The organism is Escherichia coli (assembly GCF_036503815.1).
Classification (GTDB): Bacteria; Pseudomonadota; Gammaproteobacteria; order Enterobacterales; family Enterobacteriaceae; genus Escherichia; species Escherichia coli_F.
Genome location: NZ_AP027764.1, coordinates 2,619,700 through 2,638,693, shown reverse-complemented (window position 1 = coordinate 2,638,693; position 18,994 = coordinate 2,619,700). Strand labels below are relative to the sequence as shown.

The window sequence follows — 18,994 nt, the reverse complement described above, 5'->3', positions numbered from 1 at the left end:
AATGGAAATTTTTAATGCTGCAAAACACACGATAGCTGATGTTTTTACTGCAACAGATAAAAATGGGAAAGATTATCTTGTAGTTGTAATTAAAGCAACTTATCAGATCCCCGTAAACAATCGACGCCCTCGCCCACTATTACCACCTCAGCCATTGGTGGAAAGTGATATATATGTGGGTGAACCTGGATTCTCTGCTGTATTATATGAGGCCGATTATGTCAGGTATAAAGAGAAATGTGATGTTTTATTTAACGCAACAACCTATTTTGTAAGCGAGGGGAATAATTATCAGACAGAATCAAGAGCAATTGTAGGTCAAGTCGATAAGTGTCTAAAGGTATTTGGTACGCGCTACTGGCAAAAAAAGACGTCAGATTGGAGCATATCTGATACAGAGTTCATACAGTCAGTCTCATTACATTATGGTAATGCCTTTGGTGGCGAGTATGTCTGGAAAGATGTACAGGGAAATGAGCATCGGGAAATATTTTCCAGCAATATTGTTGGAATCGGTTATGGCAATCATCGGGATGAAACCGTATTCATTAACTCACGTCTGCCATTGGTTGAACTACCACAGGATAGCGTGACACGTCCAGAATCACATCCGGAGCCGGGAGCATTTTCCGCCCGGCCAAGAAACCATCCGTTACGTTTACAGTATGCCGGAACATATGACGAACGATGGCGTGCAGAAGTCTCCCCCTTTCTACCGGAGGATTTTGATGAGCGTTATTTTCAGAGCGCACCACCTGATCAACAGACCGCATATCCGCAGGGTGGTGAAAAAGTTATGCTGATAAATATGCATAAAGAACGCTCAGTCATTGAATTTCAGCTACCTCATATAAACCAAATGCCCGTTAGAATTTTAACGATGGATTATGAAGCTCATGAATTAATGCCGGTTGTTGATACGCTTTATTTTGAACCCGATGAGGAGCGTTTTAGTGTAGTCTGGCGTACAAGTATACCTCTGAAGCGACGGATTCAGGAAATTCACACTGTTGCAATAGGCCCTGTGGGTAAAACCTGGTGGCAGCAACGAGCTGCGGGAGGCGGAGAAACCTGTGGTGGATGCGGAGAAAAAAACGATAATTCAGAATTAACAGATGAACTGGTAACAGAAACAGGAGCGTAGTTATTATGGCATCACCATTATGCATTGCAGCAGCCGGAATGTGTTGCAGTATAGGATATTCAGTTCCTTCTGCATCAGCGGCCATTCGCTCGGGTCTGGATCATTTTGCTGAAACAACTTTTTATGACTTAAATGGGAAACCACTTATTGGTGCTCAATTATATAAGAATGATACCTGGGGTGATGAACGGCTACTTTGGATGTTTGAAAATGTAGTGGCTGAGTGTATTTTAAAAACACCTGGAATGACAAAAGAAAATACATGTCTGATTTTTCTTTTATCAGAAGGTGCAGAGCAACGTTATGGCTCATCAGGAAATGAGTTTCTTTTTAGTAGAGTAAAAACAACCTGGCATGAATCTTCTAAATGTATACAGGGAGGCAAGACAGGGATTGGTTCTGCGATTACAGAAGCTCAGAGTATTCTATATTCAGGACTTGCTTCATATGCTCTTGTGGTCGGTGTGGATAGTTATTTTTCACCAGCAAGAATAAATTATCTTCTTACTCATGAACGTGTATTATGCACCAGCAACAGGGATGGTTTTATTCCGGGGGAAGGTGCCGGGGCTATTGTGTTTTGTAAACCAGATAGTTGTATTCAGGGCATTTGTATTACCGGTGTCGGTGTCAGCAACGAAGATGCTCATATCCTACAAAATGATAAAGCTAATATGGCTAGAGGATTATCTGTTGCAATCCGGAAAGCAATTCATGATGCAGGGATTTTATTAGCAGAAACAGACTTTCATATTAGTGGCGTCACTGGTGAGTCATGGTATTTCCGTGAAACTGCTCTGGCAATCACCCGGTGTCTGGAAAAGAAAAAAAAACAATACCCTCATTACCAGCTTGCCAGCAATCTGGGAGAGACCGGGGCGGCATCCGGGCCACTGACACTGGCCTATCTGAATGAAATGATGCGCCGATTCCATGATACGGGAGAAAGAGCACTGGTTCATTTTAGTGGTGACAGTGGACTTCGGGTTGCGCTGGTTGCAGAGTATTACAGAGGATTAAAATATGGATACGCGTGTTTATATCAACAACCGTGAGGTTTGTTCAAAAGCATCTGATGGCGTATCCAAAGCTGCATTTCCTGATGATCCTTGCTGGACGCCACCATCTCCTCCAGCGGGTCCCATCGTGGTGCCTTATCCTAACACAGCCTATGCCTCAACGTTGAAAGACGGTACAACGACCGTATTTGTTTGTAACTCGATGGTGGCAAAGGAAGATATTTCCTGTTTTTCGACCAGCACTGGCGATGAACCCGCCACACAATCCCAACCAAAAGGTGTAATGACCGGGGTAATTAAAGGAAAAGCCTACTTTAATTCATGGTCGCCAAATGTAAAATTTGAAGGGAAGTGTGTGGCACGCCACGAAGATCTAATGTCGCACAATCATGGTTCATTCCCTTCCAATACTCCCGTTTTTCCATATGTATCAAGAGGAATATTCGGCCATGATTGTTCCAAAGAAGAAAACCGGATAGAAAAGGCGTGTGAACCTGAAAAAGATAAATCTGACACAAAAAAAGCGATTCATTCCAAAAGTAAATTTTTGCAATTATTAAAAAAATAAGAGAGAAAGAAAATTCCAAAAATAAAAGTAATAAAAAAAATGGCATTGGACAGATGATCATTGCGATGGTTTAAATATCAGTATCCCTGATGACGAGGCCGCTCAACAATATATTGATGAGATTAAAGAGGCTGTAAATAGTCTGACCAATGAGCTTAACATGATCCATGAGCTTGAAAATGCTCTTAAAGATATGGTCATCAATGCAGCAAGCAAGGCTGCGGTAAAGGTTGCCGCCAAGGCAGCGGCAAAGCAAGTTGCTGGTTCAGTTATTCCGGGGGCTGGAAATGTCGTTATGGGAATATGGACAGCCATTGATATAGCTATCTCTATTGGCGATGTGGCTGAAATTAAATCTGCCGCAGAAGAAGGTCTTGAACAAATTAAACTATTAAAAGATAAAATCAATGAATTGAAGGCACTAGCAAAAAAAATAAAAGACTTCGAAAATCTTTCATTTGAAGAACAGAAAAAAATGGCATTAGAATTACAGGCTGAAATTCAGGATATTCTTGCAATTATGAACGCATGTACTCGTGCAAGGAAATGTAATCTTGTTCCTTATGATTTAAATAATGCATTGACTGGCAATAGAGAATCGAAGGTTGAGGCATCAGATAAGGTGGATGTTGTCGTGGACAAACAGGACACCATTTAATTTATGATTCAATGGTAAAAGAAGTTTGTCCCGGGTATAACAAAGGTCTGGCTCCAGTAGTATGTGTAGAGGGGACGTCATGGCATAAAGGGAGTCATGCCCGTATACATACGGCGATGGATAGTGAAGTTCGCAAACTGGTAAGGCAAGGAGAAACAGCCAACGGTAGTATGAGTATGGATCAGGCGATTGAAGCGGCAGTTAAATCACACGAAAAAGCATTTCCATATGCCCGATGTTCGACAGAGTGTATCCGAAAACAGTTAAGAGCATATTACAAACAGGTCTGCCCTTATGCACGACCAAAAACAACAAACAAGAATGGAAAACAGCATGAAGACAATGTTGATATATCTGAATAAATATTTATAAAGGAATAATATATGACATTAATTAATGAAAATATCTGGCGTGAACGATTTAAAGGATGGATTGTAACAGAATGTGCGATAAGAAATTCTAATATTCTCTATTTTTGTGTGCGTAAGGAGTTGTCAGCTAAAAGGTTATCATCTATGTGGGATAGCGAGATTCCAACTCGTATTGTTGCTATATATTTGCATAAACCGGAAAATCCATACGGTCATGCAGGAGTTAAGGGGTTTAATAATCCCAGAATTGGTATAGCACTTTCACCTAAAGAGCAAGCAATTTTATCATCATGCGATGAAAATGGTGATGTTTTTGTCGTAGGTAGTGGCGACAACTGGCCAATGGAAGAAATATGCAAAGATGGGCGATGGCCATCGACACAGAAATTAAAATGTCTGTTCAATCAGACATGGTCTGTGGGGGAGGGGCGCAGAATTTACAAACGTACAGCTATAGGACAATGGGTGCCTGTGATGGACGGATTTCCACAGGATATAAAGGAAGGCGAATGGGGATTCAACGATATTGATGCATTCAGCGAAGATGACATGTACACCATCGGTGGTTCCGGAGATATATGGAGATATGATGGTCATCAATGGAATATGTGTGGATTTCCGTCAAATGAGCAACTCAGCACCGTGGTTTGTGCACCTGATGGTAATGTATATATAGGTGGAGAAGGAGGTAATATTTGGGTTGGAAGAAATGATACTTGGCGGAGAGTGTATGAAGGTCATGCAACGATATTATGGAATGAAATGCGTTGGTTTGAGGGGGAATTATGGCTGGCCTCAGATTATATGCTAAAAGTGTGGGATGGGAAAACACTGGAAAGGCCAATGGATGGGGATAAACCCGTAGTACTATCCGGCCATATAGATGCAAGAGATGGAATTTTGGTTGTTGCAGGTGGGTATACTATTGATCTTTATGATGGAAAGGAATGGAAATCCATTATGAAACCTTTTTAACCATTTTTACATATTCCTGATATCGCAATAAAAATATATCTTATTAAGATTTATTCTCCTTCAATGCTTAGACTTATATAATATTTATGGAAACTCAAGTTTATATCAATAACCGGGAGGCAAGTTCCAAAGCATCGGATGGCGTGTCAAAAGCGGCCTTTCCCGATCCGTGCTGGACACCACCTCCGCCTCCGGCTGGCCCGATTGTAGTGCCTTATCCCAATACAGCATATGCCTCAACAATGAAGGACGGAACCACAACCGTATTTATATGCAATTCGATGGTGGCAAAGGAAGATATTTCCTTTTTTTCGACCAGCACTGGCGATGAACCCGCCACACAGACGCAACCAAAAGGTGTCATCACTGGCGTCATAAAAGGAAAAGCATATTTTAAGTCATGGTCACCAAACGTAAAATTCGAAGGTAAATGTGTTGCTCGCCATGAAGATTTAATGTCACATAATCATGGTTCCGAACCAGGTAATACTTCCACTTATATTTACCAAGATACGTTGATAACAAGAAAAGCATGCCAACATGAGTTAGACAGAGTTGACAAACTTTGCAAACCTGAGACTGAAAATGAAGATGATGGTGAAAAAGAAAAAACAAAAACACATCTAAAAAAACAAAATTTGATGAAACTAATGGGAGATAAGATAGTAATTAAACTTGAAGAGGTTGATAAAAAAGTCAAAGATAGGTTTTCAAAGTTTGAAAACAGTAATAATAAATGGATATTTTCACATTGTAAAGGTTTATGGATTAAGCCTATAAGTGGTAAGACCCCAGGTCTCGATGACTTTAACAAACTTGTTAAAGAGTTATCAGATGATTTAACTAATAACATTGAGAAATTACTCAAGCCATTCCTTGATGAATTAATTGCAGATGTAGAGCAAAGAGCGAAAAAAGTTGCTATTCATCAAGCCGAAAAGTTAGCTGTACGTGCAGGCGCAAAATGGGGAATTGCGGCAGCAGGCGTTGCAGCCGGTGGTGTTGGCGGTGTTGTAACGGAGGCAGTAGCTACCATATGGAATATTTGTGATGCAGCAGTGACAATATATGACTCGGTTCAGGCCGGTACGGAGGCGTATAGAAAAATAAAAGAAATTAAAGAATTAGGTAAACTAGCAAAGAGAGCTGCCGATGAGTTAGAATCAGCAATAAAAGCAACCACTCCTACTGATATAATGGCCACGGGAATGGCTGGGTTAGCAAAATTAAATCCATGTGTCCGGGCAAAACGTTGCCTACTATCACAATATAGCAAAACAGGAACCAAAGGTAGTATTCGAACTGGTGAGGGTTGCTGTCCTGGGCAAACTGGTCACCATCTTTTACCGGACGAAATGACTAAGGGAAATTGTGAGGGTTATGAAAAGGGAACTGCGCCAACTGTATGTGTGGAAGGTGCAAATAACGGGAATGGAACACATGGCGCAATGCATGATGCTATGATTGCACAAATAAAGAAATATCGAAGGAAAGGGTGGTTTGGTGAAAAAAAGACATTAGATTATGATACAGCAAAAAAAATAGCACTTGATTCTTTTTATAGAGTATTCCCTGAATCATTCTGTGACAGAAAATGTCTCGAAGCTCAGATGGATGCTTATTATAAAAAATGTTCATCTGATATGCCTGCTGTTGCAGGAAAAGCATTTACTGAAGATAGTGATAGTTATGATACAACCCCAAATGTAGGATAGGTGTCAATATGAATATAAGTCAAAAAGATTTACTTCAGCTTAAAGGCTGGTACATTTCTGATTGTGTGGTGAGGAATAGAAACTATTTTCATTTTTCTATGCGAAATACAAAAGAAAGCCGAAAGGCTAGTGTTATATCTGAGCATACAGTTAGAAAAGCAGAAGTCGGCGTGTATTTTGACAAAGAACCAGAAAAGGCATTGTCATTCGCTACAGTTAAAAATTGGGAGCAGGTATTCATTGGTGATCTTACCCAGCAATAGTGGACACGCGGCTAAGTGAGTAAACTCTCAGTCAGAGGTGACTCACATGACAAAAACAGTATCAACCAGTAAAAAACCCCGTAAACAGCATTCGCCTGAATTTCGCAGTGAAGCCCTGAAGCTTGCTGAACGCATCGGTGTTACTGCCGCAGCCCGTGAACTCAGCCTGTATGAATCACAGCTCTACAACTGGCGCAGTAAACAGCAAAATCAGCAGACGTCTTCTGAACGTGAACTGGAGATGTCTACCGAGATTGCACGTCTCAAACGCCAGCTGGCAGAACGGGATGAAGAGCTGGCTATCCTCCAAAAGGCCGCGACATACTTCGCGAAGCGCCTGAAATGAAGTATGTCTTTATTGAAAAACATCAGGCTGAGTTCAGCATCAAAGCAATGTGCCGCGTGCTCCGGGTGGCCCGCAGCGGCTGGTATACGTGGTGTCAGCGGCGGACAAGGATAAGCACGCGTCAGCAGTTCCGCCAACACTGCGACAGCGTTGTCCTCGCGGCTTTTACCCGGTCAAAACAGCGTTACGGTGCCCCACGCCTGACGGATGAACTGCGTGCTCAGGGTTACCCCTTTAACGTAAAAACCGTGGCGGCAAGCCTGCGCCGTCAGGGACTGAGGGCAAAGGCCTCCCGGAAGTTCAGCCCGGTCAGCTACCGCGCACACGGCCTGCCTGTGTCAGAAAATCTGTTGGAGCAGGATTTTTACGCCAGTGGCCCGAACCAGAAGTGGGCAGGAGACATCACGTACTTACGTACAGATGAAGGCTGGCTGTATCTGGCAGTGGTCATTGACCTGTGGTCACGTGCCGTTATTGGCTGGTCAATGTCGCCACGCATGACGGCGCAACTGGCCTGCGATGCCCTGCAGATGGCGCTGTGGCGGCGTAAGAGGCCCCGGAACGTTATCGTTCACACGGACCGTGGAGGCCAGTACTGTTCAGCAGATTATCAGGCGCAACTGAAGCGGCATAATCTGCGTGGAAGTATGAGCGCAAAAGGTTGCTGCTACGATAATGCCTGCGTGGAAAGCTTCTTTCATTCGCTGAAAGTGGAATGTATCCATGGAGAACACTTTATCAGCCGGGAAATAATGCGGGCAACGGTGTTTAATTATATCGAATGTGATTACAATCGGTGGCGGCGGCACAGTTGGTGTGGCGGCCTCAGTCCGGAACAATTTGAAAACAAGAACCTCGCTTAGGCCTGTGTCCATATTACGTGGGTAGGATCATGGTTCTTCTGTTGGTGATGGTTGGGATGAAGTTGTATGTGTTGATGATGAGGGGAGGGTTTATGCTCGAGCAACTGATCTACGCCATATTGGAAGAGAAAAAAATATCCCTTGTACCGCTGATGGACCTAGTCGTGGAACGATAACCCGTATTCGCAGAATTAATGGGAGGTTATATTTCATCAGCTATTACCATGGTGTAGGTTATCGTATTGGACCAAATGAATGGCAATCACTTTGTATGAATCTTCCAGCTCCAAGAGATGAAAATGAAGCAGATGAAATGATGGATGATCTTGAATTAGAAGATATAGATGGTTTTTCGTTTGACGATCTATATCTAGTTGGATGTAAAGGTCATGTATGGCATTTTGATGGAAAAGAATGGATTAAGGTAGCGTTTCCTTCAAACATCTATTTGAAATCAGTTTGTTGTGCTGGTGATGGGTTTGTGTATATTGGTGGACAATCAGGAGTTATCTTTAAAGGTAGAGGAGATAAGTGGGTTAAAATTCATGATGGTAGTTATAGTTTACCATTCAAGGATATTGTATGGCATGCTAATAAAATTTGGTGTACATCTGACTATGGTTTATGGAATATTGAAAATAATAAAATTGTCACTGCTAATGCTCCAGCGGAAATTACCATATGTAGTGGGAATCTCTCTGTAGCTGATGGCGTTATGTTATTGGCGGGGCTATATAGTGCGGCTTTTCACGATGGTAAAGATTGGCATATTTTATTTGACGTGAGAAGTATTCAGGATGAAGATGACTATACTGATGATGCTGATCAATATGATCATGAATAAGAGTGATTATTAGAACCTATCCCAATAGTAATTGTCTGGGTATCAGGGTAAAAAATGGAGGCAAGTCAGTGGCGGATGAGCGATGAACTCTGGGAAAAAATAGCGCCCTTAATCCCGGAGCATAAAACAAATCACCCTCTGAGCAGTTATCGTAAACGTTTTGAGAACGGGGTGCTAATGGAATGCCTTTAATGCCACCCAAATATGCTCATCAAGTTCAGCCTATCGCCGCTTTCAGGAATGGCGTGATGCCGGGGTTTTTGAGCGTTTCTGGCAGAAAGGATTACTGGCCTGCGAGCAACTGAATGTCATTGAGTGGTCATGGTTATCGATGGATGGCTGTATGACTAAATCACCGCTGGCAGGCTCAATTAATGCTTAGGCTGATATAATATTTAAGGAAACTCATGTTTATATCAATAACCGAGAAGCAAGCTCTAAAGCATCGGACGGCCAGGGAAAGATCATGGTGTGCCGTAGGCACAAAGATGCAAAACGGGACGTTTTGCATGTAATAAGCATAAGCTTGTGAAGATATGGTGGCAGGCCCACCGGGATCTGCTGTCGGAAGTCGGTCCCAAACAACCCCGGCTGCTGTGGTAAAGAGCCATGGTAGTGAGCGCAGGGGGAACGATCAGACGAGATCTGATCCTGTGTGAGATACAGTGAGATGAGTAAACCCGAACCTGTGTTGAAACGTCGTTAGTCCTAAGTGACATCAAAACCGGAGGCATGATGATACCGCCGGGATTAATTTACGGGTAAATTCCGAATGCTGCGTGAATGGTGTCCGGCGTATAGCAGGCATGACGCTGTATCAGGCTCTTTGCAGGAACTACGGGAACCGGTCGTCGCAATGTCAAGAGAGAAATACAAATAACTGAAATTATGAGTATGAGAGTATCGATGTGCGAAACCGGGGCAGAGTTGTTCGTAGTAGTGAGGAAGCGTTTGTAATGAACGTGGAGCGAAGGGACAGCGTCGGGCAGTCTGCATCACAGCCCAACTGTAGGCAGGAAGAGGCTGTGTGTGAACGGACAAAACCGTTTCAGGTCAGTCGATTCTCAGAATACTGGAACACCTACAGGTAACAAGAGGTAATATTTATATGAAAGTTACTGATAAGAATATTGCAATTTTTAAAAAATGGTATATTAAGGATTGTACTGTAAGAAATAAGGATTTTTTCCATTTTTCCGTCCGTAATACTAAAGAGAGTCGTAAAGCGAGTGCCATTGCTGAAAACAATGTCACAAAAGGTGAGGTTGGTATATATTTACACAGAAATCCTGATGATTGTATATCATATCAAACATTTAAGAATATGGGGCAAATGTATATAGGTAGTGCATCATATGATGGCTATGATGAAGTTGTATGTGTTGACGAGGAGGGGCATGTTTATGCCCGTAATAGTGGTTGTAAATATGATGGAATAGAGAGGAAAATTCCTTTCGGAATTGATGGTCCTCTAAGAAATATAATAACGAAAATTAAAAATATCTCAGGGAGACTGTATATTGTTGGGTACAATAACTCTGTGGGATACAGAGACGGAGTTAATGGCTGGCAGTCACTCTGTTTGAATCTCCCTGTTTTTGATTACTCAAAAGAAAAAGGTAGATTTGGCGATGAATTTAAACTAAGAGATATAGATGGTTTTTCCCATGATGATTTGTATGTGGTCGGCGATAAGGGAAATGTCTGGCATTTTTCTGGAACAGAATGGGAGCAAATTAATTTTCCCTCAAACATCTATCTGGAAACAGTGTGCTGTGCAGGGGATGGTTATATCTACATTGGTGGTCAATCTGGTATATTATTTAAAGGCCGTGGGAATAAATGGGGAAAAGTCTCTGCGGGGGGGTATAGTCTTCCCTTCGAAGATATAGTCTGGCATGCCGGAAAAGTGTGGTGTACATCTGATTACGGTTTATGGTGTCTGGATGGTGATACATTAATTCCTGTGGATCTTCCTTCTGAAATAGCTGTAGCGGTAGGGCATTTATCGGTGGGTGATGGTGTGATGCTAATGGCCGGAATGTATGGTGCTGCATGGCACGACGGCCAGGAATGGCACTTACTTTTTAACTCTGTTGAATGGCAGTCAGATGATGAGACTGATAATGAGGCAGAAGACTAGTATGAATCATCAGGTAATACAACCGATTATTCGTCAGCATGCCGCGAATGCGGCATTTTACTGGCTTCAGAAAGAAGAAAGCAGATTTTCGCCATTAGTTAAAAGCGCCGATCTCAGGCAATTTAATCAATATATTGATGCTAATCTGGAGGGGCTACATGTTGCTGGTGATGATGGATGGGCGGAGAGCTATGCGGCACTGAGACGCTGGCACTCTCAGGGAGAAGCGTTTGTTTGCGGTTTTCTGGCGAATCAGTGTCAGAATCCTGCCTGGATGAAAGCAACCTGGTCGTATGTATCTAAATATGCAGATACAACGTTGAATGGGTATGTCTCTGCGTTATCACATTCAGCTAAAGAACATGTTTATGATACTGTTAATGAATTCTTACTTTCCTCTATACCTTCCGAGGTTCAGATAGCATTAAATATTTGTTCTCAGAGCAAATTACACTTATCAGAAGATTTTTTGATAAAAAAACTAGATACCGGAAATATACAAGAAAAGGTAGCTGTGCTGGATTATATTCGCAAACTTGGATTACAGAGCTATCTTCCTGCGTTAACGGTATATTTTGGTAGCAATGAATTATCAGTCAGATTTTCAGCAGTTAGTGCTGCATGTTGGCTTTCATCAGATAAGTCAATGATGATTAATCCATTATGTCTGTTGATTGATGATTATTTAACCCTGCCGCCTCTTAGAGGCATTGAAGGTATCAGGAAAAACCAGCAAACTGAGATGTTAGTTCGACTTCTTGGGCAATGTTGTTCTGAACTGACTTACCCTTTTGCATTTATTTCTGGTTTGCCTGAGTATTTACAAATCATTTTTTATGCCCATTATGCAAATACAAAAACTCTACCTCTATTACTTTCATTAATGGAAAAAGAAGAACTTTCTCGTATTGCGTTTGTTGCTGTAAGTCTGATAACTGGCATTGATATAGATGATAAGGAATATCTATTACCGGCAAAGGATGAAAAGTTACCTGAGATTACCTCCCGGTTAAATATGTTTGGAACCGGCATAGGAATGCCTGATATCCATAAAATAACATCAGTGTGTCAGCAGTATCGTAATGAGGAACGACTGTTCCTGGGAAAATTAGTGACTACATCGTGGTGTAATACTAATTTTTCTGACGGAAGCCAACTTGTTCGCTGGATTGCTTCATGGCATCTATTTCATTTGGACAAAAATACTTTACCAAAGGATAATTTGCTTAATTATTAAAAGGAAAAGAAATGATATATTACCCTGAGGATAATGTTCGACAGATTGGAGAGTTTATTTCCACTAATAATGATAATAAACTAGTTGTTTGTTTGTGTGCGGATTGGTGCAATAATTGTAATGACTGGAAAAATCAATTCATTGCATTATCGGAAAAATATCCAAACGATTTTTTTATCTGGATGGATATTGAACGGCATTCTGATATGGTTTCAGAGGTAGATCTTGATACTCTTCCTGTTTTATTAGTCCAAAAAAATAATGATATTATATTTTTAGGTGCTGTAGTTCCTCGAGTGGATACCATTATCCCATTATTAGAAACAGAACATTCTGTTATGCGGGCTTATGATCCAGGTATCATGCAATTTTTACTGGATGATTATTTTAATTCATTATTTATTTCATTCGCCATTAATAGATGAATGTTTTTGGGGAATTATAATGCTCAAATGCGATGTGATAACTGGCTGAACTAGTTAGTAATAGAGAAATAAATATGTATTTGATTAGGGAGATGCAATCAAATAAAAACGGTTTGCCATCGTATGTAAGTGACTGCGTGAAATAATGTTCCACTTTCGATTAGTCCTTGCAGCAGGGCAAGCGTATGGCTTATGAAAGCAAAATGAACATTCATCTTAGTGGGAATATTTAGAGGAGGGAATTTTCTTCTTTGAGCGGTTTGCGGCGGACAGTCCGGAGCAGAAGCTGACGCTGTGCGACGATGTGGCGGGGCTGTCACAGGCGGGAGAGCTTCTGTTTAACCCGGACACATCGGCAGGAGCGGAGACAGAGTGTGTCAGTATGTTCCGTTATGAGGCGCATGTCCGCCCAGGGAAAGATCACGGTGTGCCGTAGGCACAAAGATGCAAAACGGGACGTTTTGCATGTAATAAGCATAAGCTTGTGAAAAGATGGTGGCAGGCCCACCGGGATCTGCTGTCGGAAGTCGGTCCCAAACAACCCCGGCTGCTGTGGTAAAGAGCCATGGTAGTGAGCGCAGGGGGAACGATCAGACGAGATCTGATCCTATGTGAGATACAGTGAGATGAGTAAACCCGAACCTGTGTTGAAACGTCGTTAGTCCTAAGTGACATCAAAACCGGAGGTTTCGTGATACCGCCGGGATTAATTTACGGGTGAATTCCGAATGCTGCGTGAATGGTGTCCGGTGTATAGCAGGCATGACGCTGTATCGGGCTCTTTGCAGGAACTACGGGAACCGGTCGTCGCAATGTCAAGAGAGAAATACAAATAACCGAAATTATGAGTATGAGAGTATCGATGTGCGAAACCGGGGCAGAGCTGTTCGTAGTAGTGAGGAAGCGTTTGTAATGAACGTGGAGCGAAGGGACAGCGTCGGGCAGTCTGCATCACAGCCCAACTGTAGGCAGGAGGAGGCTGTGTGTGAACAGACAAAACCGTTTCAGGTCAGTAAATTGCATGTGGTGGAAGCGTACCGGCGGATAAAGGCGAATGCCGGAGCTGCCGGAGTGGATAACCAGACGCTGAAAGATTTTGAGCGGGATCTGAAAGGAAATCTGTACAAAATCTGGAACAGGTTATCGTCGGGAAGCTGGATGCCGCCGCCAGTGCGTGCGGTGGAAATTCCGAAGAAGGATGGCAGCAAAAGACTTTTAGGAATACCGACAGTAAGCGATCGAATAGCGCAGATGACGGTGCTGGTAACGTTTGAACCATTAGTGGAGCGTTATTTCCTGAATGATTCATACGGATACCGGCATGGAAAATCAGCGCTGGATGCAATAGCAGTCACCAGAAAACGTTGCTGGCAATACGACTGGTGTCTTGAGTTTGATATTAAAGGGTTATTCGATAATATCCCCCACGATTTATTACTCAGGGCAGTAGATAAACATTGTGCGGATAAATGGGTAAGACTGTCTATTCGCCGGTGGCTGACAGCGCCGGTGCAGATGCCGGATGGAACACTGAAGGAAAGAAATAAAGGTACGCCACAGGGTGGAGTCATCAGCCCGGTACTGGCGAATTTATTTCTGCACTATGTGTTTGATAAATGGCTGACGTTACATTATCCGGAAATTCCCTGGTACCGTTATGCAGATGATGGATTAATTCATTGTGGCAGTAAACAACAGGCAGAGAAATTACTGAATAAGCTGGCAAAACGTTTTCAGGAATGTGGACTGGAATTACATCCGGAGAAAACGAAAATAGTTTACTGCATAGACAGCGAATGACAGGCGAACCATGAAACAGTGCAGTTTGATTTTCTGGGGTATACGTTCAGAGCGCGAAGAGCACGTAACCACCGGCGGGGAAACCTCTTTACGAGTTTCAGTCCGGCGGCGAGTAACCGTGCGCAGAAAGGCATGATTGGAAAACTCAGGAAACTGTGGATCAGACGCAGGGTGGAGATGAGTCTCGAAGATATTGCGAAGTGGCTGAATCCGATAATATCGGGGTGGCTGAATTATTACGCGAGATACCACAAATCAGCGATGAAGAAAGTATGCAGATATATTAATCTGACGCTGATTGCGTGGGCGAGAAAGAAATATAAAACCCTGCGGTATAGAAAGACGAAGGCGTGTCAGCTAATGGAAAGGCTGTCAAAAGAGAAGCCGGAGTTGTTTGCCCACTGGAAAGAAGGACCAGGAAGCGCGTTTGCCTGACGGGAGCCGTATGAAGCGAGAGTTTCACGTACGGTTCTGCGAGAGGCTGTCGGGGAGGTTCCGGTGGCCTACTCACTTAACGCTGCTTTTTTGTACTAAATAATTCGCATTTTATGTTTAAAAATTGAGATATTCCTCATTACCTGAAGCTGTTTTTTATTGCTTATACATGATCAAATACTCCTTACATAATTAAGGAGAACAAAATGGTACTTAAAAAATTGATGGAACATATTTCTATTATTCCCGATTACAGACAAGCCTGGAAAGTGGAACATAAATTATCGGACATTCTACTGTTGACTATTTGCGCCGTTATTTCGGGTGCAGAAGGTTGGGAAGATATAGAGGATTTTGGGGAAACACATCTCGATTTTTTGAAGCAATATGGTGATTTTGAAAATGGTATTCCTGTTCACGATACCATTGCCAGAGTTGTATCCTGTATCAGTCCTGCAAAATTTCACGAGTGCTTTATTAACTGGATGCGTGACTGCCATTCTTCAGATGATAAAGGCGTCATTGCAATTGATGGAAAAACGCTCCGGCACTCTTATGACAAGAGTCGCCGCAGGGGAGCGATTCATGTCATTAGTGCGTTCTCAACAATGCACAGTCTGGTCATCGGACAGATCAAGACGGATGAGAAATCCAATGAGATTACAGCTATCCCAGAACTTCTTAACATGCTGGATATTAAAGGAAAAATCATCACAACTGATGCGGTGGGTTGCCAGAAAGATATTGCAGAGAAGATACAAAAACAGGGCGGTGATTATTTATTCGCTGTAAAAGGAAACCAGGGGCGGCTAAATAAAGCCTTCGGGGAAAAATTTCCGCTGAAAGAATTAAATAATCCAGAGCATGACAGTTACGCAATTAGTGAAAAGAGTCACGGCAGAGAAGAAATCCGTCTTCACATTGTTTGCGATGTCCCTGATGAACTTATTGATTTCACGTTTGAATGGAAAGGTCTGAAGAAATTATGCGTGGCAGTCTCCTTTCGGTCAATAATAGCAGAACAAAAGAAAGAGCCAGAAATGACGGTCAGATATTATATCAGTTCTGCTGATTTAACCGCAGAGAAGTTCGCCACAGCAATCCGAAACCACTGGCACGTGGAGAATAAGCTGCACTGGCGTCGTCTGGACGTGGTAATGAATGAAGACGACTGCAAAATAAGAAGAGGAAATGCAGCAGAATTATTTTCAGGGATACGGCACATCGCTATTAATATTTTGACGAATGATAAGGTATTCAAGGCAGGGTTAAGACGTAAGATGCGAAAAGCAGCCATGGACAGAAACTATCTGGCGTCAGTCCTTGCTGGGAGCGGGCTTTCGTAATCTTTCCCTGACTTGGCCTGCCAATCGCGTGAAAGAGCTGTTGCCCTGGAACGTCATCGGAACGTCATCCTGCCTGTAAACTAAACCTTATCCTACGTCTTACACGGGGCGCTTACATTGAATGCGGATTCGTTTACATACAATTCGAATTATTAAGTTTCTTATCGTTATTTTTTGCTTACAGGGGACAGCCATGGCAAATGATTTTTCGTCAATGAAAGCAGTGATTCCCCTTTTGCCTGTGCTGGGCAAAGGAGGAATTGAACATGACATTACGCTACGGAAAAGTCCGTTATCTGCCAAGTTGTCTGCGGTTATGGTGGGTAACATCATTCGGGTGACACTGACTGTCAATAATCCATCGCATTATCCATGGGCATACCCACTGGAAGGTACTTTTGTGTCAGAACAGTTGCTTAGTTTAACAGCCGGAAAAGATGAGAATTTTAACTATTTTGACGGCTACCCTCAAAAACCGCCGAATGAACAGGGTAATTCGGAGGGCGTTCGGCCTGATGATGATATGTATGACTGGTTACAACCAGGACATTACTTCACTCGCGTGATAGACATTCCGGCACGGGACATCTGGCAATCTGGCATGAGCAAAGACCGTTTTATATCATTGGGCGGGTTTACTCTGCCGCCATGGATTGAAGACGAATTTAATACAGTTGTCCTCGCATCGAATGATATTAGGGTGCGCTGTACAGGCTACGACCGGATTAACGAGCGTTATCACTGTGACGTTGAAAATATGTCGAAAAGTATTTTCGATGATAACCATTGATTGTCATTTCTGTTTCAGTGCTGATTTAACCTGCCGGGGTATCTACCCCGGTTTTTTTCGGCAAATACTTGTGCGCGGTATTTCTCATAGCATTGCCAAAAATTGAACAAAGGAGCATGCAATGTTTTTTACCCCTGAACTTATCAAATTAGCCCAGATTGCTGAAAAGCATGGTTTACCTGAGGATTATGTCATGATCGATTATGTCCGCCCGTTGCTGTCAAATGAAACCAGCCGCTATCCGGTTTTATTGAATGAAAATGGTAATGCACAGCGTCGAATTTATTTGCCTGAACGAGAGGCTGGTGCGTGCGAGGCGTGGTTGCAAATGGAGGCTGAAATCAAGTGGTATAGCCAGCTTTTGGCGAATAAACGGTTTTAGTTATTGATGATAAAGGACGTATAACGCCCTTTTGGCTATATGGAGTCGGCGCGCAGCATTCAGGATTGTTCTTCCCGGCGCAAAACCGATAGTTGTCTGAGCAACTCAGGCAGCGCTGTTTGTACGGTGTCCCATACCAATTCGAGGTTGATGTCGAAATATCCGTGTGCGATGCGGTTGCATCTGAAGGCACAATCAGCGGGCAGGCACCGGATAAGCGCAGATACTGACATGTATCAGCGCGGCCACCGGCTGAAACAGACCGGAAACACAGACTACAGCTATGACGCGGCAGGCCGGCAGGGAAAGATCATCAGAAGTTCACTTTTTGTACTAAATAATTCGCATTTTATGTTTAAAAATTGAGATATTCCTCATTACCTGAAGCTGTTTTTTATTGCTTATACATGATCAAATACTCCTTACATAATTAAGGAGAACAAAATGGTACTTAAAAAATTGATGGAACATATTTCTGTTATCCCCGATTACAGACAAGCCTGGAAAGTGGAACATAAATTATCGGATATTCTACTGTTGACTATTTGCGCCGTTATTTCGGGTGCAGAAGGTTGGGAAGATATAGAGGATTTTGGGGAAACACATCTCGATTTTTTAAAACAATACGGTGATTTTGAAAATGGTATTCCTGTTCACGATACCATCGCCAGAGTTGTATCCTGTATCAGTCCTGCAAAATTTCACGAGTGCTTTATTAACTGGATGCGTGACTGCCATTCTTCAGATGATAAAGACGTCATCGCAATTGATGGAAAAACACTCCGGCATTCTTATGACAAGAGTCGCCGCAGGGGAGCGATTCATGTCATTAGTGCGTTCTCAACAATGCACAGTCTGGTCATCGGACAGATCAGGACGGATGAGAAATCCAATGAAATTACAGCTATCCCTGAACTTCTTAACATGCTGGATATTAAAGGAAAAATCATCACAACTGATGCGATGGGTTGCCAGAAAGATATTGCAGAGAAGATACAAAAACAGGGAGGTGATTATTTATTCGCGGTAAAAGGAAACCAGGGGCGGCTAAATAAAGCCTTCGGGGAAAAATTTCCGCTGAAAGAATTAAATAATCCAGAGCATGACAGTTACGCAATTAGTGAAAAGAGTCACGGCAGAGAAGAAATCCGTCTTCACATTGTTTGCGATGTCCCTGATGAACTTATTGAGTTCACGTTTGAATGGAAAGGTCTGAAGAAATTATGCGTGGCAGTCTCCTTTCGGTCAATAATAGCAGAACAAAAGAAAGAGCCAGAAATGACGGTCAGATATTATATCAGTTCTGCTGATTTAACCGCAGAGAAGTTCGCCACAGCAATCCGAAACCACTGGCACGTGGAGAATAAGCTGCACTGGCGTCGTCTGGACGTGGTAATGAATGAAGACGACTGCAAAATAAGAAGAGGAAATGCAGCAGAATTATTTTCAGGGATACGGCATATCGCTATTAATATTTTGACGAATGATAAGGTATCCAGGGCAGGGTTAAGGCGTAAGATGCGAAAAGCAGCCATGGACAGAAACTACCTGGCGTCAGTCCTTGCGGGGAGCGGGCTTTCGTAATCTTGCCCTGGGTATTTATATTAAATTAGCACTCCCCTTAATTATCATAAATACAAAGAGGTGAAAACAGGAGGGGGTATTTTTGT

Annotated in this window: 18 protein-coding genes and 4 pseudogenes; 21 read left to right on the top strand and 1 reads right to left on the bottom strand. The window is 42.6% G+C overall.

Annotation, left to right across the window (positions count from 1 at the left end; all coding sequences use genetic code 11):
- The first annotated feature begins 1 nt into the window (after position 1).
- The 19 genes and pseudogenes from AABJ99_RS12680 (at position 2) to AABJ99_RS12590 (ending at position 17,324) form a co-directional block, all read left to right on the top strand.
- Positions 2–1,144 carry a DUF2169 family type VI secretion system accessory protein gene (locus AABJ99_RS12680; RefSeq protein WP_039021986.1) on the top strand — a complete coding sequence of 381 codons (1,143 nt, stop codon included), beginning with the start codon at positions 2–4 and terminating at the stop codon, positions 1,142–1,144.
- A gap of 5 nt (positions 1,145–1,149) precedes the next feature.
- Positions 1,150–2,199: a hypothetical protein gene (locus AABJ99_RS12675; RefSeq protein WP_052247498.1), complete on the top strand. Its 1,050-nt coding sequence runs from the start codon at positions 1,150–1,152 to the stop codon at positions 2,197–2,199.
- The gene (locus tag AABJ99_RS12670) at positions 2,168–2,731 is read left to right on the top strand and encodes a DUF4150 domain-containing protein (RefSeq protein ID WP_077782437.1); all 564 of its coding nucleotides are present in this window, start codon (positions 2,168–2,170) and stop codon (positions 2,729–2,731) included. Before AABJ99_RS12675 ends, AABJ99_RS12670 begins: the two co-directional genes overlap by 32 nt.
- Before the next feature lie 160 nt (positions 2,732–2,891).
- Positions 2,892–3,389 carry a FlxA-like family protein gene (locus tag AABJ99_RS12665; RefSeq protein ID WP_039021987.1) on the top strand — a complete coding sequence of 166 codons (498 nt, stop codon included), beginning with the start codon at positions 2,892–2,894 and terminating at the stop codon, positions 3,387–3,389.
- 11 nt (positions 3,390–3,400) lie between these two features.
- Positions 3,401–3,751, top strand: a complete 351-nt coding sequence (locus tag AABJ99_RS12660; RefSeq protein ID WP_077782438.1) for an HNH/endonuclease VII fold toxin-2 domain-containing protein — start codon at positions 3,401–3,403, stop codon at positions 3,749–3,751.
- Positions 3,752–3,772: 21 nt separating this feature from the next.
- Positions 3,773–4,735: a hypothetical protein gene (locus AABJ99_RS12655; protein ID WP_039021988.1), complete on the top strand. Its 963-nt coding sequence runs from the start codon at positions 3,773–3,775 to the stop codon at positions 4,733–4,735.
- Between the two features lie 86 nt (positions 4,736–4,821).
- Positions 4,822–6,450, top strand: coding sequence for a PAAR-like domain-containing protein (locus AABJ99_RS12650; RefSeq protein ID WP_039021989.1), 1,629 nt, complete (start codon positions 4,822–4,824; stop codon positions 6,448–6,450).
- An 8-nt stretch (positions 6,451–6,458) separates the two neighbouring features.
- Positions 6,459–6,713: a hypothetical protein gene (locus AABJ99_RS12645; protein ID WP_338387349.1), complete on the top strand. Its 255-nt coding sequence runs from the start codon at positions 6,459–6,461 to the stop codon at positions 6,711–6,713.
- A gap of 46 nt (positions 6,714–6,759) precedes the next feature.
- Positions 6,760–7,922 (top strand): IS3-like element IS3 family transposase gene (locus tag AABJ99_RS12640; RefSeq protein ID WP_085947771.1). Its coding sequence is split into 2 segments (ribosomal slippage): positions 6,760–7,021 and positions 7,021–7,922, totalling 1,164 coding nucleotides; the frame shifts between segments, so codons are not numbered across the junction.
- 271 nt (positions 7,923–8,193) lie between these two features.
- Positions 8,194–8,766, top strand: a complete 573-nt coding sequence (locus AABJ99_RS12635; protein WP_338387348.1) for a hypothetical protein — start codon at positions 8,194–8,196, stop codon at positions 8,764–8,766.
- 54 nt (positions 8,767–8,820) lie between these two features.
- A pseudogene (locus AABJ99_RS12630) lies at positions 8,821–9,136 on the top strand (transposase); the annotation flags it as partial.
- Between the two features lie 738 nt (positions 9,137–9,874).
- The gene (locus tag AABJ99_RS12625) at positions 9,875–10,909 is read left to right on the top strand and encodes a hypothetical protein (protein ID WP_039021878.1); all 1,035 of its coding nucleotides are present in this window, start codon (positions 9,875–9,877) and stop codon (positions 10,907–10,909) included.
- 1 nt (position 10,910) lies between these two features.
- Positions 10,911–12,146 carry a hypothetical protein gene (locus AABJ99_RS12620; protein WP_039021879.1) on the top strand — a complete coding sequence of 412 codons (1,236 nt, stop codon included), beginning with the start codon at positions 10,911–10,913 and terminating at the stop codon, positions 12,144–12,146.
- An 11-nt stretch (positions 12,147–12,157) separates the two neighbouring features.
- Positions 12,158–12,571: a thioredoxin domain-containing protein gene (locus AABJ99_RS12615; protein ID WP_039021880.1), complete on the top strand. Its 414-nt coding sequence runs from the start codon at positions 12,158–12,160 to the stop codon at positions 12,569–12,571.
- 226 nt (positions 12,572–12,797) lie between these two features.
- Positions 12,798–12,983, top strand: a pseudogene (locus AABJ99_RS12610) (type VI secretion system tip protein VgrG); the annotation flags it as partial.
- 500 nt (positions 12,984–13,483) lie between these two features.
- Positions 13,484–14,806 (top strand): annotated as a pseudogene (ltrA, locus tag AABJ99_RS12605) (group II intron reverse transcriptase/maturase).
- A gap of 206 nt (positions 14,807–15,012) precedes the next feature.
- Positions 15,013–16,152: an ISAs1-like element ISEc1 family transposase gene (locus AABJ99_RS12600; protein WP_338387347.1), complete on the top strand. Its 1,140-nt coding sequence runs from the start codon at positions 15,013–15,015 to the stop codon at positions 16,150–16,152.
- A gap of 193 nt (positions 16,153–16,345) precedes the next feature.
- Positions 16,346–16,942 (top strand): hypothetical protein, encoded by a 597-nt coding sequence (locus AABJ99_RS12595; protein ID WP_039021993.1) that lies wholly within the window; start codon positions 16,346–16,348, stop codon positions 16,940–16,942.
- Between the two features lie 121 nt (positions 16,943–17,063).
- Positions 17,064–17,324 (top strand): hypothetical protein, encoded by a 261-nt coding sequence (locus tag AABJ99_RS12590; RefSeq protein ID WP_039021994.1) that lies wholly within the window; start codon positions 17,064–17,066, stop codon positions 17,322–17,324.
- A 59-nt stretch (positions 17,325–17,383) separates the two neighbouring features.
- Here AABJ99_RS12590 and AABJ99_RS12585 read toward each other — a convergent pair whose 3' ends face one another.
- Positions 17,384–17,557 (bottom strand): HepT-like ribonuclease domain-containing protein, encoded by a 174-nt coding sequence (locus AABJ99_RS12585; RefSeq protein WP_077782439.1) that lies wholly within the window; start codon positions 17,555–17,557, stop codon positions 17,384–17,386.
- On the opposite strand from AABJ99_RS12585, the pseudogene AABJ99_RS12580 reads away from it, so the two are divergent.
- Positions 17,505–17,624 (top strand): annotated as a pseudogene (locus AABJ99_RS12580) (hypothetical protein); the annotation flags it as partial. The gene AABJ99_RS12585 and the pseudogene AABJ99_RS12580 overlap by 53 nt on opposite strands.
- 144 nt (positions 17,625–17,768) lie before the next feature.
- Positions 17,769–18,908, top strand: coding sequence for an ISAs1 family transposase (gene ydcC, locus AABJ99_RS12575; protein WP_338387346.1), 1,140 nt, complete (start codon positions 17,769–17,771; stop codon positions 18,906–18,908).
- The last annotated feature ends 86 nt before the right edge of the window (positions 18,909–18,994 follow it).

Coding starts and splice junctions, on each gene's coding strand:
- AABJ99_RS12650 (WP_039021989.1), top strand. CDS start 4,822: ATGGAAACTCAAGTTTATATCAATAACCGGGAGGCAAGTTCCAAAGCA.
- AABJ99_RS12620 (WP_039021879.1), top strand. CDS start 10,911: ATGAATCATCAGGTAATACAACCGATTATTCGTCAGCATGCCGCGAAT.
- AABJ99_RS12625 (WP_039021878.1), top strand. CDS start 9,875: ATGAAAGTTACTGATAAGAATATTGCAATTTTTAAAAAATGGTATATT.
- AABJ99_RS12585 (WP_077782439.1), bottom strand. CDS start 17,557: ATGTCAGTATCTGCGCTTATCCGGTGCCTGCCCGCTGATTGTGCCTTC.
- AABJ99_RS12655 (WP_039021988.1), top strand. CDS start 3,773: ATGACATTAATTAATGAAAATATCTGGCGTGAACGATTTAAAGGATGG.
- AABJ99_RS12670 (WP_077782437.1), top strand. CDS start 2,168: ATGGATACGCGTGTTTATATCAACAACCGTGAGGTTTGTTCAAAAGCA.
- AABJ99_RS12635 (WP_338387348.1), top strand. CDS start 8,194: ATGAATCTTCCAGCTCCAAGAGATGAAAATGAAGCAGATGAAATGATG.
- AABJ99_RS12615 (WP_039021880.1), top strand. CDS start 12,158: ATGATATATTACCCTGAGGATAATGTTCGACAGATTGGAGAGTTTATT.
- AABJ99_RS12665 (WP_039021987.1), top strand. CDS start 2,892: ATGATCCATGAGCTTGAAAATGCTCTTAAAGATATGGTCATCAATGCA.
- AABJ99_RS12600 (WP_338387347.1), top strand. CDS start 15,013: ATGGTACTTAAAAAATTGATGGAACATATTTCTATTATTCCCGATTAC.
- AABJ99_RS12645 (WP_338387349.1), top strand. CDS start 6,459: ATGAATATAAGTCAAAAAGATTTACTTCAGCTTAAAGGCTGGTACATT.
- AABJ99_RS12595 (WP_039021993.1), top strand. CDS start 16,346: ATGGCAAATGATTTTTCGTCAATGAAAGCAGTGATTCCCCTTTTGCCT.
- ydcC (WP_338387346.1), top strand. CDS start 17,769: ATGGTACTTAAAAAATTGATGGAACATATTTCTGTTATCCCCGATTAC.
- AABJ99_RS12660 (WP_077782438.1), top strand. CDS start 3,401: ATGGTAAAAGAAGTTTGTCCCGGGTATAACAAAGGTCTGGCTCCAGTA.
- AABJ99_RS12680 (WP_039021986.1), top strand. CDS start 2: ATGGAAATTTTTAATGCTGCAAAACACACGATAGCTGATGTTTTTACT.
- AABJ99_RS12675 (WP_052247498.1), top strand. CDS start 1,150: ATGGCATCACCATTATGCATTGCAGCAGCCGGAATGTGTTGCAGTATA.
- AABJ99_RS12590 (WP_039021994.1), top strand. CDS start 17,064: ATGTTTTTTACCCCTGAACTTATCAAATTAGCCCAGATTGCTGAAAAG.